The sequence below is a fragment of the Halobacillus sp. ACCC02827 genome, from assembly GCF_030291935.1.
Taxonomy (GTDB): Bacteria; Bacillota; Bacilli; order Bacillales; family Halobacillaceae; genus Halobacillus.
This window is the reverse complement of the sequence record NZ_CP128168.1, coordinates 1,967,426-1,983,159: the sequence shown is the minus strand read 5'-3', so window position 1 is coordinate 1,983,159 and position 15,734 is coordinate 1,967,426. Positions and strand designations below refer to the sequence as shown.

The window sequence follows — 15,734 nt, the reverse complement described above, 5'->3', positions numbered from 1 at the left end:
CGTGACAGATATCATGCAGATCCACAACGTCAGAATCGTTACGGATAACGAGGTTATAGATAACGGCACCATTCAAATAAAGGAGGGTAAGATAGAAAAAGTCGAGAAGGGGACGATCGCTCCTCAAGGAACCGTCATTGATGGAAGAGGGAACACGTTAGTGCCGGGGTTTATAGATGTTCATGTGCACGGTGCGGCCGGGCACGATGTCATGGATGCTTCGCGTGAAGCTTTGGAGGGTATGGCATTAAAGCTGACCGAAGAGGGAACGACTGCGTTTCTTGCCACGACGATGACCCAGTCCAAAGAAGCGATCGAAAAAGCGCTTGAAAACGCCGGAGACTATATCAAATATGGGCAGACCCCTGGAAATGCAGAAGTAATCGGCATTCATTTAGAAGGTCCCTTCATTAATGAGAACAAAGCGGGTGCACAGCCGGTGGAGCACATTATTCCACCATCTGCCACATTATTTGATAAGTGGCAGGAAGTGAGCCGTGGTAACATCCGGCTCGTCACCATGGATCCGGAATCAGAAGCTGGGCTGGAACTATGCCGCCACCTTTCTTCGGTAGGTGTGACAGCATCTATTGGTCATAGTGAAGCGACGTTTGATCAGGCAGTTAAAGCTGCAGATCACGGAGCGAGTCACGTCACTCATTTGTTCAATCAGATGAGTGGTTTCCACCATAGAGAACCGGGAATCGTTGGTGCTGCTTTCCTTGATAAAAGGTTGAAAGTGGAAATAATTGCGGATTATATTCATGTTCATCCGGAAGCTGTTCGAGCGGCTTATCAAATGATCGGGCCGGACAGGCTGATTTTGATCACCGATGCAATGCGGGCTAAGTGTTTAAAAGATGGAACGTATGACCTGGGGGGACAATCCGTCTATGTCTCCGGAAAAGAAGCAAGATTAGAGGACGGCACCCTTGCCGGCAGCATCCTTCGTTTGGAAGAGGCTGCGGAAAAGATAAAAAAAGCCATGAAGATGAGCTGGCATGACTTTGTCCGGATCACCTCCCTTAATGCAGCAGAACAAACAGGAGTAGCAGATAAAAAAGGGACGATTACTGTTGGAAAAGATGCGGATATTGTTCTCCTTGATGACCAAACACAGGTGAGTATGACAATTTGTAAAGGCATTATTGCATATGACAGGAGGGGTAATGGTGCAGTTGATCATCGTCGATGACTATAAAAAAATGAGTGAACGGGCGAAAGATATTATTGTCCATCAAATTGATAAGAAACCGGAAACTGTACTTGGGCTTGCGACAGGGGGTACACCGATTGGAACGTATAAGGAGCTTATCCGTGCAAATGGAGAGAACACAGTGGATTTCTCCAAGGTTTCAACGATCAATCTTGATGAATATATCGGTTTAGATGAGGAACACCCAAAGAGTTACCGGTATTTTATGAAAAATGAGCTGTTTCTTCATATAAATATCGATGAAGCAAACACCTATGTGCCAAAGGGTACGTGTGAAGATTTGGATAAGGAGTGCAGGCGGTACGAATCCTTAATTGAGGACATCGGTCCCCCTGATCTGCAGCTCCTCGGAATCGGGGAGAACGGTCATATCGGCTTCAATGAACCCGGCAGCAGCATGGAAAGCGAAACACATGTGGTAGAACTGACCCCCTCTACCCGAACAGCGAATGCCCGTTTTTTCAATACGAAGGAAGAGGTCCCTACCCATGCGATAACGATGGGCATCCGCTCCATTATGAAGAGTGAACGAATACTCCTGTTGGCTTCCGGCAAGAGAAAGAGGAAGGCTATTGCCCGTTTATTGGAGGGAGAAGTCGACGTGAATTTTCCAGCTTCCGTTCTTATGAATCACCCCAATGTTACGCTGATTCTGGATAAAGAAGCATACGGAGTGGAGGAAGGAAACGATGCTTGATAAGAAATCACCTCTTCCGATGTACTATCAGATCGAAGAAGATATCAAAGGAAAGATTGAATCAGGGCTGTTTGGTGTTGGGAAGACGATACCATCCGAAAGGGAGCTGAGTGAACAGTACGGTGTTAGCAGAATGACGGTAAGACAGGCCGTTTCCAATCTTGTAAATGAAGGGGCTCTGTACCGGGAAAAAGGAAAGGGTACCTTCGTTTCTGAGAGAAAGATCGAGCAGCCTCTTACGGGAATGACAAGCTTCACCGAAGATATGAAGAAGCGTGGAATGACAGCAACGAGCAGACTGATCGGATTTTCCGTCATCTCTGCTCCTCCGGACATAGCCAGAAAGCTGCATTTGGAACAAGGAGAAGAAGTTTATGAAATCCAGCGTATACGGTTTGCTGATGGGAAGCCTATGGCTGTTGAACGGACGTTCCTCCCGATCGCTCTTGTGCCGGGAGTAGATGAATCGATTGTAATGGGATCTTTATATGAACATATAGAAGAGAATCATGACTATAAGATCGACAAAGCGACACAGGTAATTGAGGCGACGACTGCAGATCAGGAGCAGTCTGAGCTTTTGGCCATTCCTTACGGGGCAGCTGTCCTTCATATAGAAAGGCTTAGTGTCCTTACAAATGGGACCCCTTTTGAAGTGGTGAAATCTTCCTACCGCGCCGACCGATATAAATTCATCAGTGAAATACACCGGACGTAAGGAGGGAAGGTCTATGAGCTATTTACTTAAAGTAATTCAGAAACTGAAAGACTTGGAACAGACGGGCATCCCGGAGAAATTGTCTGAATCTCTGGCAGACAGAATACAGGCCGGAGGGATTATCTACATGTTTGGCTGTGGTCACTCCGGACTGCTGGCGCAGGATGCATTTTACCGTGCTGGAGGTTTGGTACCTGTCAAACCGATTTTTATCGAGCCGCTCATGCTGCACCAAGGGGCACTACAGTCATCCAATAATGAAAGGACGGATGGATTTGTCCTTTCGTATTTAGAGCAGGAGACCATCACAGAGAAAGACGTGATGGTCGTGTTATCCACATCCGGAAGAAATCCTGCACCGATTGATGCAGCTATGTTTGCTAAAGAATCCGGTGCCTTCGTTCTGTCCATTCAGTCGCTCTATTACACTTCCTCTCAAGAATCCAGGCATGTATCCGGCAAACGCTTGGAGGATGTAGTCGATGCCGTAGTCGATTCTATGGTGCCGGTTGGTGATGCCGTGGAAGAAAGAGAGAACCTGGATACGAAGTTTGGACCCGTCTCCTCTGTCCTTGGATCGGCCCTTTTGCATTATTTGATGGCAAATGTGATGGATGTGCTGCTGGCAAGAGGAATGGAACCGCCGATATTTAAAAGTGGAAATGTCGATGGTGCGGACGATCATAACTCCCGCTTGATCGAAAAATACAAGGGGCGGATTTCATTTTAAAGAATTCTCTAGTAAAATGAGGTGCAATACAAAATCCTAATTTGAAGGTGTTAATAATGAAACATATCATCATAGGAGCAGGGATACTTGGTGCCTCTACAGCTCTCCATTTAGTAGAAAAGGGAGAGGAAGTCGTGATTATCGATCGGTTCGAGCCGGGGCAGGCAACAAGAAACGCCGCTGGTATTATCTGCCCCTGGTTAACAAATAGAAGCAACAAGGACTGGTATGAACTGGTTATCCGAGGGGCTGCATACTATGAACCGCTCGTTGAACGGCTTGTTGAATACGGAGAAAGAGAAACCGGCTACCGAAAAACAGGTGCCATTAACCTATTCGATACGGATGAAAAACTGGATCGTAAATACGACCTTGCAGTTGAACGCAGACGAGAAGCAACAGAGATGGGAGAGTTGTCCAAGCTGACAACAAAAGAGACGAGGGAGATGTTCCCGTTGGTGTCCGAGTCTTATCGTGCCCTTCATATAAGTGGTGCCGCAAGAGTGAACGGCGACAAAGTTGCCCAAGCCATGCTGAATGCTTCCGTGAAATTAGGGGCCGCGTATATAAAGGGAGATGCACGTTTACTCATGCATAGTGGAAATGTGGAAGGGGTCGAAGTCAATGGTCGGACCATTAATGCCGACAGGTACCTCTTGACCTCTGGAGCATGGATGAACCAGCTTTTTCAGGATGTAGGGCTTAAATCGAACGTCCATTTTGAAAAAGCTCAGATCCTGCATTTTGAAATGCCTGAGTTTGCGACAGAGAATTGGCCGGTAGTACTGCCACCTTTCAATCATTATATCCTTTCCTTTGATAAAGGGAAGATTGTGGTCGGGGCAACAAAAGAAAAACGCAGTGACTTTAATGTAGACGTAACGGCAGGAGCTGTTCATCAATTGTTGGACAAAGCACTTCGAGTGGCTCCGGGTCTGGCGGAGGCAGCTCACGTCGAAACAAAGGTCGGATTCCGTCCGTTTACCAAGGGGAATACACCTGTCCTCGGAAACGTTCCTGGGTTAGAAAATCTGATAGTCGCAAATGGACTTGGAGCCTCCGGGTTGACCAGCGGTCCTTATGTCGGTTTACAGTTAGCAAACCTTGCATCGGGAAACACCGTTGATTTGCCATTAGAGAACTACCCTCCATCCTCTTTATTTTTATAAACTTCCATACCACTCTCACCACAGGAAACCTTTTTAAAGGGGTACTGTGGTGATTTTTAATATACGATAATTTAATTATGTAAACGAAGATATAAGACAAATGGTTTGTCTTATATCTCAGGGAGAGGCCCGCTAGCGTTGAATGGTTGGATGTATGCAGCATGAATGAAGGGATAGGAAGAAGAATGGGTCCGTTTATGCACTCTTCACGGTCGCTCCTTGTTGACTTGCTGCTTTCAATAAGGTCATTTTGTCCGAGTTTGTCAGTTTGCTCCAAATACCCACTTTAATTTTCATCATTTTTTCCTCCTGTAATGGAATTAGTATGGTGGCTTTTGGCGAACAAACAGGTCCAGTTTGTTAATACTTAGCATATACCGTCATTTCAGAAATTTTAAACAACAAAAATATCTACAAAATTCGATTCCTTCTCCAATTCTTAAGAAGGTTATAGTACCTGTACGTCGAATATGTATATATGCAAAGGGGTATGAACACCACCTTTGACATTTTGTTATTAGTGAAGGGGGAAGCTGGATGATTTCTTATCAAGTTCAATCGGAGAAAGGGTTTACGGGAAAAGTCGGTGAACTCGTCTGGATGCTGGAACACACCCGTGCGATCACAATCCAGGAAGTAGCGGATCTTAGTACGGAAGAACTTGATTGGTCCATGGAGGGCGGAAATTCTATCGGTGCGCTTCTCTCGCACATAGCTGCTGTCGAATATGTCCACCAGCTCATTAGTTTTGAACAGAGGGACATGGATGAATCGGAAAGAAAAGAGTGGGGGGCAGCACTCGAACTTGGGGAAAAGGCAAAACAGCATGTGCATGGCATGTCTATCGACGATCTTCTGGATGTATTGGAAGCGACGAGGGATCAGACGCTGGACTACCTCAAGGGTAAAAATGATGACTGGCTTTACAAAGAAGATGTATGGTCAAACGGAGTGACCTTTAATCATTATTATTTATGGTTTCATGTGTTGGAAGACGAGATTAATCATCGAGGTCAAATAAGGGCATTGATTCGTTCCATGAAGGAGAAGAAAGTTTCTTCCTGAATCATATTAAAAATGCAGGAGACGGTGAAAACTGTCTCCTGTTTATGCATGTACATGTTAAAGAGAAGAACCTGTAATCCTGAACAGCTTCTACTGTCGATAACAGAAGAGCAAATCAAGCAAGAAAGGACGGGGAGAAGGATGATACACCGGTTCATCGACGGTCATAACGATACCCTGCTAATGCTGGAAGATGGGGTGGATAAATTTTTCAAGGGAATTCCTAACGGCCATTTAGATTATTCAAAGGGTATGGCGGCAGGTTTTGCGGCAGGTTTCTTTGCGGTGTTCTGTCCCAATCCCGACACAGATCCTGCTCAGGTGACTTACAAAACGGAGCAGGGGTATGAGAAATCCTTTCCCGCTTCTTTGGATCCTGATTATGCGTGGAAAATTGCCAATACGTTAATTTCCCGATTTTATCAGCTGGAGGCTTGCTCTGAGGGGAGGTTTAAAGCCGTTCGAACGGTGGAGGATTTGGATAAAGCATGGAATGGAGAATGGATGGGCGGGATACTTCACATGGAAGGAGCGGAGCCGATTGATGAGGGGCTGGATGCTCTGCATGTTTATTACCATGCAGGACTCCGCTCCCTCGGGCCGGTTTGGGCTAGGAAAAATATCTTTGGAGAAGGCGTCCCTTATCGCTTTCCATCCTCTCCGGACACCGGGCCGGGAATAACGGAGGCTGGAAGGAGGCTCGTGAAGGTATGTAATGCTCTTGGTGTGATGATTGATTTATCTCACATAAACGAAAAAGGTTTTTGGGACATTGCCACGCTGACAGACGCCCCGCTTGTCGCAACCCATTCAAATGCTCATGCCATTTGTCCAATATCCAGGAACCTGACCGACCGGCAGCTGGATGCGGTCAAAGACAGCGGAGGGCTCGTTGGTGTCACTTACAGCACCAGCCCCAACATGGTGACAGAAGACGGTGTCAATAGACAGGATGTACCGCTTTCTGCAATTGTAAAACATATTCATTACATGATCGAACGGATGGGCATTGACCACGTCGCACTTGGATCAGACTTTGACGGCACGCGGATTCCATACTCAATGCATGATGTGACGGGTGTTCCAAAGATCTTAAGAATACTGGAGAAGGAAGGAATGACAGAGGGGGAAATCTATAAAATTACACAAGGTAACTGGAGGAGAGTTCTTTCGAATACTTGGAAGTAATGATGGAGATAGACACATGAAATACCGGTGTGTGCCCAGAAACAAAAGAGAGCGCACACCGGGAAATATGGTTATCTGTGTTGTTGATAAGTAATGTCTTTTGTAAGGGATTGAATATTGTTGTACTCCGCATCGGAAAGAGGAGCTGCGTCCAAAAAAGTGAGGTTCTGTTCCAACTGTTCCACAGAGCTTGCACCAAATACGGCTGTCGTAACGGCCGGATGATGAAGGACATATTGGAGGGCAACAGCTTCCGCACTTTTTGAAGTGTTGCTTACTTTTTTCCAATCACGAGCGATGGACATCACTTCATCAGCATCATACTCAAGGATGCCGTCGCCTGCTTTATCGCGCGCTTTTTCTATTCCACGGTCAGACAGGATGCCTTTAGCAAGAGGGCCGCGTGCCAGGACGCTGATCTCATACTCATGGAGCAGGGGAAGGATCTCTTCCTCCGGCCTTCGATCGAGAGCGCTGTATTGCATCATGACGCTGGCAATCGAGGATTTCTCTGCAAATTGCTTTATCACATTCGGACGAATGGAGGATATGCCGTATTCCCTGATCCACCCTTCTGATTTTAAATCTTCGAACGCTTCGATTGTCTCATCAATCGGGTCATCAATGGTACCGCCGTGAAGCTGGTATAAGTCGATATAATCCGTTCCTAACCGTTTTAAGCTGTCTTTGACGCTGCTTTTAATGTGTTCTTTGGATGGATCCCATGTCCAACCTTCTTCCCCCGGTGTAAAACGGTTCCCTACTTTCGATCCGATAATTAAATCCTGGCGGCGTCCTCGGATCGCTTCCCCTATTAATTCTTCATTCTTTCCGTAATCGTAGAGGTCTGCGGTGTCCAAATAGTTCACCCCGCTGTCAATGGCCCGATCGATGATTGATTTTGCTTGTGCTTGATCGGTTCCGAGGGACATGCAGCCAAGGCTGATTTCAGATAAATACAGATCTGTTTTCCCTAATTGACGTTTATTCATAGAATCATCCTTTCTTGTGAGTACTGGTAGTTGTGATGCTTTGTCTCTGCCTTTCCTATGTTAAAATGAAGAAAGAGTTTAGAGAGGATGAGCATCTTGAGTAATTTTGAAGAGAAAACATATAAAACAGAAACAATCTATAAAGGGAAGATCGTTCAATTAGATATTGACAGTGTAACATTACCCGACGGGAAAACATCTAAACGGGAATTAATCAAACATCCGGGCGCCGTTGCGGTCATAGCTCTAACGGATGAAGGGAAACTGATCTGCGTCGAGCAATACCGGAAACCACTCGAGAAGAACCTCGTAGAAATCCCTGCAGGAAAACTGGAACCGGGAGAAGATCCGAAGGCCTGCGCGTTAAGGGAATTGGAAGAAGAGACGGGTTACACGAGCGATGACTTAAATCTTATCACTTCCTTTTATACTTCACCAGGTTTCGCTGATGAAATCGTCCACGTCTATTTTACCGATCGTGTAGAAAAATTGAATGAAAAGCCTGCAGGGGATGTGGATGAATTTGTGGAATTGATGGAAATAACCGTAGAAGAAGCGGAACAGTTGGAGAAGGAGCAGAAGATCCACGACGCAAAGACCGCTTATGCGATTCTTTATTTAAAATTAAGAAGGAATGGATAAGAATGAAAGATTACTTTGTCGATCTTCATGTTCATATAGGGAGGGACTGGGAAGGCGGCCCTGTTAAAATTACAGGATCAAAAACGCTCACACTCACAAACATTTTCCTGGAGGCCAGCAGACGAAAAGGCCTTGATTTGATCGGTATTATCGACGCTCAGTCACCCGCTGTTTTGGATGAGGTGGAAGATTTGATCGATCGGGGATATGCGGAAGAAGTTTCCGGAGGGGGAGTGCGCTCCGACAGCACCACCCTCCTCTTAGGTTCAGAAGTGGAAATATATGATGCATCCTGTCAGGGTCCCATTCACGTTCTCTGCTATTTTCCTACCATAGATACGATGCGTCGATTCAGCTTATGGCTTTCGAAGAAAATGAAAAATGTCAGCTTAAGCTCTCAGCGCTTTTATGGTACAGCGAGAGAACTGCAGACTTATGTTAGAGAAAATGGCGGCCTTTTTATACCTGCCCATATTTTCACTCCATTCAAAAGCCTTTACGGTAAAGGTGTAAAAAAGTCGTTGAGAGAGATCCTTGATTCTGATAAAATCGATGCGGTTGAACTTGGATTGAGTGCAGATACGGAGATGGCTTCCCAGTTAGCTGAACTCTCTCCTTACACCTATGTTACGAATTCTGACGCGCATTCTCTTGGTAAGCTTGCCAGAGAGTATCAACTGGTAAGAATGGATGGATTGTCATTGGAAGAATTAAAGCTTGCATTACATAGAAAAGATGGACGCGGTATCGTCGCCAATTATGGTATGGATCCGAAAATGGGGAAGTATCATAAAACCGTTTGCGGAAACTGCCTGCATCCGGTGGCGGCAACCGGCTGTACATGCAGAAAAAGCCGTCTGGTTAAAGGTGTTTCCGAAAGAATTAAGGAACTGTCGGATGAGGGACAGGTAACAAAGCGCCCTCCATACGTGTATCAAGTGCCTCTGGAAACGCTGCCGGGTATAGGAAAGCAAACGTATGAAAAACTCCTTGCTGCTTTCGGGTCTGAGATGGCCGTCATTCATGACGTTCCATCTGCGGAACTGGAAGAAATCGTTTCCTCCTCCATCGTCCATTATATCATTCAAATGAGAAAGGGAGAGCTTGATATAGCTGCCGGCGGAGGCGGTAAGTTCGGAAAGATCCATTAATATAGAAGGTCCTTGGTCTACTTTTTTCTTTTCGCTCATAGATTAGTCATAGAATGAGTGGACAGAAGGGTGGAGAAGTGACGATGCAGCACGGAGTGAGAATGGTTCAAAATGACGTCAAGACACACATGAATATATTTGTGTTTATCTTTGTGCTATTCATTATGGGAATGGTCTTTGGAGCGGTCATCGTAAACAGTATGAACTTTGTTCAGAAACAGGATCTTTTCTTTTACTTGGAGCAGTTTTTCGAGCAGCAGACGTCCGTGGAAGGGTCGAGCAGAGCGGTTCTGTGGCAGGACAGCATCTTATACCATATGAAGTATATGCTGCTGCTCTTCCTTCTCGGTATCTCCGTAATAGGAATGCCGATCATTACGGTTCTTCTTTTCATCAAAGGACTCGTTATTGGTTTTTCGGTCGGCTTTCTGGTAAATCAGATGGGTTGGTACGGGCTTGTCATATCTTCTGTTTCTATCGCACCGCAGAATTTGATCATTATACCCGTTTACCTGATTGCTGGGTCGCTGGCATTGATATTCTCCTTGACTCTGTGCAGGCAGCTTTTTATACGGAAGGTGCACCAACCTATTTTGAAAGCGTTCGGTAGATACAGCGCGTTGTTCGGAGTCTTGCTGATTATTCTGCTGGTAGCATCACTGATCGAGGTATTCGTATCTAATTCCGTGTTGGAATACGTACTGAAGTGGATTTATAAATGATTAAACTATCACTTAATAATGATTATCGTTAACAGATAATAATCATTATAATTTGACACTCGTTCTGTCTCTGAATTATAATGAGAATGCAATTGCGAGGGAGGGACGAACGATATGGAACATCGTATAGAGAAAATTAAAAAGCAGCTACATTCCCAAAGTTACAAATTGACGCCTCAACGGGAAGCTACCGTCCGTGTTTTATTGGAAAACGAAGAAGATCACTTAAGTGCAGAAGATGTTTACCTCCTCGTAAAAGAGAAAGCACCGGAGATAGGATTAGCGACCGTATATCGAACACTGGAATTATTATCCGAATTAAAAGTAGTTGATAAGATTAATTTCGGCGATGGAGTATCAAGGTATGACTTGAGAAAAGAAGGAGCCGAACACTTTCATCATCACCTCGTATGTATTGAGTGTGGATCAGTGGAAGAGATTGAAGAAGACCTGCTCGGTGATGTGGAAAAGATCATTGAAGGGCAGTGGGGCTTTGAAGTGAAGGACCATCGATTAACGTTTCATGGTATATGCAGGGTCTGCCAGAAACAAGCAGTCGCGGTTTCAACAAGCACAGAAACTGAAGAGTGATAGAATCGCCGCTATGAGTATGCATAGTGGCTTTTTATTTTGTTATTCTATATTTACAAAAAGCATGAAATCGTGTACGTTAGTGCTAGATGGAACGGAAAGAGGACGGTTTTCTTACCTATGGCGTCTCCATTGATTATTTACGTATAATCAGCAGGAATTTAGGCATATCCTTAATCAAGGTATGATTAAAGGAGATGGAAATTCATGTCTAAATTTCAGCACGGGCTGAAGGATTTACTGAAAGTCCTCATTGTATTTACCATCTGCACTTGTATATTCTACATGGCGCTTCGAATGGTCCATGGAGAATACGAAAGGCAGCATCGGTATGATCCTCCGGGGGGAGCGGCGGTCAAAGTCTATCAACCTGCCGAGCAATCGTGGACGGATCGGTTATCGATATTTTTCCAATTAGGAGAGTAGATCGACAATGCAATTCGCTTTGGAAGATTTTTTTCATTATTTGACTGTCGAACGCGGCCTGTCCCCGAATACGATTCAATCGTATAAGCGCGACCTTACTCAATACCGTTCTTTCATGGAGGAACGGGAAGGGATGGAGAACTGGGGGCAGATTACGAGGGCGCACATCATGAAATACATGCATCATTTGAATGACCAGGACCGCTCTGCTGCCACTGTTGCCAGGTTTCTTTCTTCCATCCGTCTTTTTCATCAGTTTTTAATTAGAGAAAAAGTGACAGATCAAGATCCCAGTTTACATATTGAAACTCCAAAGAAGGAACGAAAGCTTCCAAAGGTTCTTTCTTCAGAAGATGTAGAGAAATTGCTGAACATTCATGCGAAAGACCCGCTTTCTGCGAGGAATAAGGCGATGTTTGAAATGCTCTATGCTACCGGCCTCCGCGTGACGGAGCTCGTTTCACTTAAAGTGAGTGATCTGCATTTGACGATGGGGTTTGTACGGTGTCTTGGAAAAGGATCGAAGGAAAGAATTATTCCTTTAGGTGATATGGCTAAAGAAGCTGTGGAGCATTACCTTGAAGCTGGTCGTGGATCGTTAATAAAGCAAAAAAAGACGGAAGAGCTTTTCGTGAACCATCACGGGAATGCGCTCTCCCGGCAAGGATTCTGGAAGATACTGAAAGCGGTTGCTAGGGAGATGGGTGTGAACAAGGAGCTGACTCCGCACACGCTGCGCCATTCATTTGCCACGCATTTGCTGGAGAACGGGGCAGATTTGAGGGCGGTTCAAGAGATGCTTGGACATGCGGATATTTCCACGACTCAAATTTATACGCACGTTTCGAAAACAAGATTAAAGGATGTGTACCGCTCTTATCATCCCCGTGCGTGAGATAATTTTTTTATTTTTAGTTGTCTGACATCCTACAACTTAATTTGTGGGGTAAATATTCTTGAAATTGGGAAATTAAACATTAGGAGGGATCATCAATGGATGCATTCAAGCGAGTATTTGTAATCGTAATGGATTCTGTTGGAATCGGGGAAGCTCCCGATGCCGAGAAATTTAATGATAAAGGAGCCGACACCCTCGGTCATATTGCCGAACATATGGGGGGGCTGAAAATGCCTGTGATGGGCAGTCTCGGGCTCAGTAACATCAGAGAAATCAAAGGGATTGATCCAGTAGATCATCCAAAAGCCCACTATACGACGATGGTGGAAGCTTCTAACGGAAAAGATACGATGACCGGACACTGGGAAATCATGGGTCTGTATATCGATCAGCCGTTCCGAACATTTCCAAATGGGTTCCCGGACGAATTACTGGATCAAATCAAAGAGAAAACCGGACGTGGGATTGTCGGAAATAAACCTGCATCCGGAACGGAAATTCTCGATGAGCTCGGCGATCATCATATGAATACCGGCGATTTGATCATCTATACGTCTGCAGACTCGGTCCTGCAGATAGCGGCTCATGAAGAAGTCATCCCACCGGAAGAGCTTTATGAAATCTGTGAGTTCTGCAGAGAACTGACTAAAGATGAAAAATACATGGTGGGTCGTGTCATTGCTCGTCCATTTGTCGGTAAACCAGGTGCATTCGAAAGAACGTCTAATCGTCATGACTATGCATTGAAGCCGTTCGGCCGTACGGTAATGAATGAAATGGCAGACAACGGCCTTGATGTCATCGCGATTGGAAAGATATCAGATATATATGACGGGGAAGGGGTAACGGAAGCGATCCGCACGAAAGATAACATGGATGGGATGGATCAACTGGTAAACTCCATGGATAAGGAGTTCCAAGGCATGAGCTTTTTAAATCTGGTGGACTTTGATGCGAAATATGGTCACCGTCGTGATCCCAAAGGATACGGAGAAGCTCTGGAAGCCTACGACGCCCGTCTTCCGGAAGTGTTGGATAAAATGCGTGAGGATGACCTGTTGATCATTACGGCAGATCATGGAAACGACCCTGTTCATCACGGGACGGATCATACGAGAGAGCTCGTGCCGCTTCTTGTTTGTCATAAGGGAATTCAAGAAGGAACGGAGATCGCGCAGCGTCGTACGTTTGCTGATATAGGGGCAACGATATCTGATAATTTTTCCATTACTTTACCGGAATACGGAACTAGCTTTTTAAAAGAAATTAAATAAAGGGGAGTAGAAAACATGGTTCAAACGAAAATCAAGGAAGCATCATCATTTATACGGGAGCAGTTAACTCATCAACCGACCGTTGGACTTATTCTTGGATCGGGCTTGGGTGTTCTGGCTGACGAAATTCAAAACCCCGTCACAATCGCTTATAAGGAAATTCCACATTTTCCAGAATCGACGGTTTCCGGACATAAAGGACAACTCGTGATTGGAGAGCTTGAGGGCAGGCAGGTAATCGCTATGCAGGGCCGTTTCCATTATTATGAAGGCTACAGCATGCAGCAGGTGACCTTCCCTGTCAGAGTTATGAAGGAGCTTGGCGTTGAGACGCTGTTCGTCACGAATGCGGCTGGTGGAATTAACGAAACGTTCCAACCTGGCAACTTGATGATTATTACGGACCATATCAATAATATGGGAAATAGTCCGCTGATCGGGCCGAACGATGAGGATCTTGGTCCCCGCTTCCCGGATATGTCAGAAGCTTATGACCGTGACTTAATCCAACACGCACACCAATCGGCAGAGCGCCTTAATCTTAAGGTTCAGCAGGGAGTTTACGTCGGAAATACCGGACCTGCCTATGAAACCGGTGCAGAAGTCCGCATGCTCCGTACACTTGGTGGAGATGCTGTCGGTATGTCAACGGTGCCGGAGGTAATGGTAGCGAACCATTCCGGGATGCGTGTACTAGGCATTTCCTGTATTTCTAATATGGCAGCGGGCATTCTTGACCAGCCCCTGACCCATGAAGAAGTGATCGATACGACAGCACAGGTAAGGGAAGACTTCCTCGGTTTTGTTAAAGATCTTCTTCGTGGTCTTCCGGCTTAAGAGCATTTAAACATTTGCGGTGCTCCTGCCTGTGGTGAGAGCACCTCTGATAATTCTAATTCCTAAAAAGTAAAGGGTGGATGCGAGATGCGTATGTATGATGTGATCGTTAAGAAACGCGATGGTGGAGAATTGACGAAAGAAGAAATTGAATTTTTCGTTGATGGTTATACAAAAGGCGAGATACCGGATTATCAAGCTTCTGCACTAACGATGGCTATTTATTTCCAGGGGATGACGCCGGAGGAAACAGCAACATTGACACAGGCTATGGTAAATTCAGGAGAAACGATCGATCTTTCCGCCATAGATGGCAAGAAAGTGGACAAGCATTCCACCGGTGGTGTAGGGGACAAGGTTACATTCATTGTTGGACCGCTCGTAGCATCCGTAGGGATACCGGTTGCGAAAATGTCGGGACGCGGACTGGGTCATACCGGTGGTACGCTGGATAAACTCGAATCTATAGCGGGTCTCGAAATCGAGATGACAAAAGAACGCTTTATTGAAAACGTAAACAAACATAAATTAGCAGTAGCGGGGCAAACTGGAAACCTTGCTCCTGCCGATAAAAAGCTTTATGCTCTTCGTGATGTGACAGGTACCGTGAACTCCCTTCCCCTTATTGCAGGGTCTATTATGAGTAAGAAAATCGCATCCGGTGCGGATAGTATTGTGCTCGATGTGAAAACCGGTTCCGGAGCATTCATGAAAACATTGGAAGATTCTGAGGCGCTCGCGCGTGAGATGGTGGATATCGGCAATAATCTTGGCAGACAGACAGTCGCAGTAATTAGCGATATGAACCAACCGCTTGGATTTGAAGTGGGTAATGCCAATGAAATTAAAGAAGCTGCAGAAATCCTCCAAGGTAAAAGAGTAGAAGATTTACGGGAGCTTTCCTTGGAAATCGCTTCCCATATGGCGGTTCTTGCAGAAGTATTTGCCTCCTATGAGGATGCCTATGCTGCCTTAGAGCAAAATATTGAGAACGGGAAAGCATTCCAATCCCTTCGTACCCTTGTAGAATCACAGGGGGGAGACGTTTCTATGATTGATAATCTTGATCTGCTCCCCAAAGCAAAATACGAAGTCGCGGTCGAGGCGGAGGAAGCGGGATATATCGCTGCCATTGATGCAGAGTCAATCGGTATTGCTGCCATGTACCTTGGTGCGGGGCGTGCGACCAAAGATGACGAGATTAATCATGGAGTGGGAATTACATTGAAGAAAAAAATTGGTGATCCAGTAAAAGCTGGAGAGGCCCTGGTTGTTCTGCTGAGTGATGTTGAAACTCCTCAAGACTCCATTGATAAAGTGAAGGAAGCGTACACAATCGCACAAGAAAAAGTTTCTAAACCAAAGCTGATTCATAACATCATCAAGTAAAACAAATCCCGGCAGGCAGTGCCGGGATT

At 45.5% G+C, this 15,734-nt stretch carries 17 protein-coding genes; 16 read left to right on the top strand and 1 reads right to left on the bottom strand.

All coding sequences use genetic code 11. The annotated features are described in order from the left end of the window. The first annotated feature begins 1 nt into the window (after position 1). The 7 genes from nagA to QRD89_RS10550 all read left to right on the top strand — a co-directional run bounded on the left by nagA (position 2) and on the right by QRD89_RS10550 (position 6,783). Complete coding sequence (gene nagA, locus QRD89_RS10580) at positions 2-1,195, top strand: N-acetylglucosamine-6-phosphate deacetylase (protein ID WP_286095213.1); 1,194 nt, start codon at positions 2-4, stop codon at positions 1,193-1,195. Continuing rightward, positions 1,170-1,913, top strand: coding sequence for a glucosamine-6-phosphate deaminase (nagB, locus tag QRD89_RS10575; protein WP_353477918.1), 744 nt, complete (start codon positions 1,170-1,172; stop codon positions 1,911-1,913). The genes nagA and nagB overlap by 26 nt, the downstream gene beginning before the upstream one ends. After that, on the top strand, positions 1,906-2,631 hold the full coding sequence (locus tag QRD89_RS10570; RefSeq protein WP_286095212.1) for a GntR family transcriptional regulator: 726 nt from the start codon (positions 1,906-1,908) through the stop codon (positions 2,629-2,631). The genes nagB and QRD89_RS10570 overlap by 8 nt, the downstream gene beginning before the upstream one ends. 13 nt (positions 2,632-2,644) lie before the next feature. Further along, positions 2,645-3,361 (top strand): sugar isomerase domain-containing protein, encoded by a 717-nt coding sequence (locus tag QRD89_RS10565; RefSeq protein WP_286095211.1) that lies wholly within the window; start codon positions 2,645-2,647, stop codon positions 3,359-3,361. Positions 3,362-3,414: 53 nt separating this feature from the next. Next, positions 3,415-4,530 carry an NAD(P)/FAD-dependent oxidoreductase gene (locus QRD89_RS10560; RefSeq protein WP_502875719.1) on the top strand — a complete coding sequence of 372 codons (1,116 nt, stop codon included), beginning with the start codon at positions 3,415-3,417 and terminating at the stop codon, positions 4,528-4,530. 537 nt (positions 4,531-5,067) lie between these two features. After that, positions 5,068-5,595 carry a DinB family protein gene (locus QRD89_RS10555; protein WP_026577314.1) on the top strand — a complete coding sequence of 176 codons (528 nt, stop codon included), beginning with the start codon at positions 5,068-5,070 and terminating at the stop codon, positions 5,593-5,595. Between the two features lie 141 nt (positions 5,596-5,736). After that, complete coding sequence (locus QRD89_RS10550; protein WP_062514113.1) at positions 5,737-6,783, top strand: dipeptidase; 1,047 nt, start codon at positions 5,737-5,739, stop codon at positions 6,781-6,783. A gap of 71 nt (positions 6,784-6,854) precedes the next feature. On the opposite strand, the gene QRD89_RS10545 is transcribed toward QRD89_RS10550, so the two are convergent. Next, on the bottom strand, positions 6,855-7,775 hold the full coding sequence (locus QRD89_RS10545) for an aldo/keto reductase (RefSeq protein ID WP_286095209.1): 921 nt from the start codon (positions 7,773-7,775) through the stop codon (positions 6,855-6,857). A gap of 96 nt (positions 7,776-7,871) precedes the next feature. Here QRD89_RS10545 and QRD89_RS10540 point away from each other — a divergent pair, with 96 nt between their 5' ends. The 9 genes from QRD89_RS10540 to QRD89_RS10500 all read left to right on the top strand — a co-directional run bounded on the left by QRD89_RS10540 (position 7,872) and on the right by QRD89_RS10500 (position 15,705). Continuing rightward, positions 7,872-8,417 (top strand): NUDIX hydrolase, encoded by a 546-nt coding sequence (locus tag QRD89_RS10540; protein ID WP_008640162.1) that lies wholly within the window; start codon positions 7,872-7,874, stop codon positions 8,415-8,417. A gap of 2 nt (positions 8,418-8,419) precedes the next feature. After that, positions 8,420-9,568 carry an endonuclease Q family protein gene (locus QRD89_RS10535; protein ID WP_286095208.1) on the top strand — a complete coding sequence of 383 codons (1,149 nt, stop codon included), beginning with the start codon at positions 8,420-8,422 and terminating at the stop codon, positions 9,566-9,568. A 53-nt stretch (positions 9,569-9,621) separates the two neighbouring features. Then, the gene (gene spoIIM / locus QRD89_RS10530) at positions 9,622-10,290 is read left to right on the top strand and encodes a stage II sporulation protein M (protein WP_235601466.1); all 669 of its coding nucleotides are present in this window, start codon (positions 9,622-9,624) and stop codon (positions 10,288-10,290) included. A 114-nt stretch (positions 10,291-10,404) separates the two neighbouring features. After that, on the top strand, positions 10,405-10,881 hold the full coding sequence (gene fur, locus QRD89_RS10525) for a ferric iron uptake transcriptional regulator (protein ID WP_008640158.1): 477 nt from the start codon (positions 10,405-10,407) through the stop codon (positions 10,879-10,881). A 207-nt stretch (positions 10,882-11,088) separates the two neighbouring features. Continuing rightward, positions 11,089-11,307 carry a YqzK family protein gene (locus QRD89_RS10520; protein WP_008640157.1) on the top strand — a complete coding sequence of 73 codons (219 nt, stop codon included), beginning with the start codon at positions 11,089-11,091 and terminating at the stop codon, positions 11,305-11,307. 7 nt (positions 11,308-11,314) lie between these two features. Then, the gene (xerD, locus tag QRD89_RS10515) at positions 11,315-12,202 is read left to right on the top strand and encodes a site-specific tyrosine recombinase XerD (protein ID WP_008640155.1); all 888 of its coding nucleotides are present in this window, start codon (positions 11,315-11,317) and stop codon (positions 12,200-12,202) included. 98 nt (positions 12,203-12,300) lie between these two features. Then, positions 12,301-13,479: a phosphopentomutase gene (gene deoB, locus QRD89_RS10510; protein WP_286095207.1), complete on the top strand. Its 1,179-nt coding sequence runs from the start codon at positions 12,301-12,303 to the stop codon at positions 13,477-13,479. A gap of 15 nt (positions 13,480-13,494) precedes the next feature. After that, positions 13,495-14,316, top strand: a complete 822-nt coding sequence (locus tag QRD89_RS10505) for a purine-nucleoside phosphorylase (RefSeq protein ID WP_286095206.1) — start codon at positions 13,495-13,497, stop codon at positions 14,314-14,316. An 87-nt stretch (positions 14,317-14,403) separates the two neighbouring features. Continuing rightward, positions 14,404-15,705 (top strand): pyrimidine-nucleoside phosphorylase, encoded by a 1,302-nt coding sequence (locus QRD89_RS10500; protein ID WP_286095205.1) that lies wholly within the window; start codon positions 14,404-14,406, stop codon positions 15,703-15,705. The last annotated feature ends 29 nt before the right edge of the window (positions 15,706-15,734 follow it).

Coding starts and splice junctions, on each gene's coding strand:
- xerD (WP_008640155.1), top strand. CDS start 11,315: ATGCAATTCGCTTTGGAAGATTTTTTTCATTATTTGACTGTCGAACGC.
- QRD89_RS10535 (WP_286095208.1), top strand. CDS start 8,420: ATGAAAGATTACTTTGTCGATCTTCATGTTCATATAGGGAGGGACTGG.
- fur (WP_008640158.1), top strand. CDS start 10,405: ATGGAACATCGTATAGAGAAAATTAAAAAGCAGCTACATTCCCAAAGT.
- QRD89_RS10565 (WP_286095211.1), top strand. CDS start 2,645: ATGAGCTATTTACTTAAAGTAATTCAGAAACTGAAAGACTTGGAACAG.
- QRD89_RS10550 (WP_062514113.1), top strand. CDS start 5,737: ATGATACACCGGTTCATCGACGGTCATAACGATACCCTGCTAATGCTG.
- QRD89_RS10505 (WP_286095206.1), top strand. CDS start 13,495: ATGGTTCAAACGAAAATCAAGGAAGCATCATCATTTATACGGGAGCAG.
- spoIIM (WP_235601466.1), top strand. CDS start 9,622: ATGAGTGGACAGAAGGGTGGAGAAGTGACGATGCAGCACGGAGTGAGA.
- QRD89_RS10555 (WP_026577314.1), top strand. CDS start 5,068: ATGATTTCTTATCAAGTTCAATCGGAGAAAGGGTTTACGGGAAAAGTC.
- QRD89_RS10520 (WP_008640157.1), top strand. CDS start 11,089: ATGTCTAAATTTCAGCACGGGCTGAAGGATTTACTGAAAGTCCTCATT.
- QRD89_RS10500 (WP_286095205.1), top strand. CDS start 14,404: ATGCGTATGTATGATGTGATCGTTAAGAAACGCGATGGTGGAGAATTG.
- nagB (WP_353477918.1), top strand. CDS start 1,170: ATGGTGCAGTTGATCATCGTCGATGACTATAAAAAAATGAGTGAACGG.
- deoB (WP_286095207.1), top strand. CDS start 12,301: ATGGATGCATTCAAGCGAGTATTTGTAATCGTAATGGATTCTGTTGGA.
- QRD89_RS10570 (WP_286095212.1), top strand. CDS start 1,906: ATGCTTGATAAGAAATCACCTCTTCCGATGTACTATCAGATCGAAGAA.
- QRD89_RS10545 (WP_286095209.1), bottom strand. CDS start 7,775: ATGAATAAACGTCAATTAGGGAAAACAGATCTGTATTTATCTGAAATC.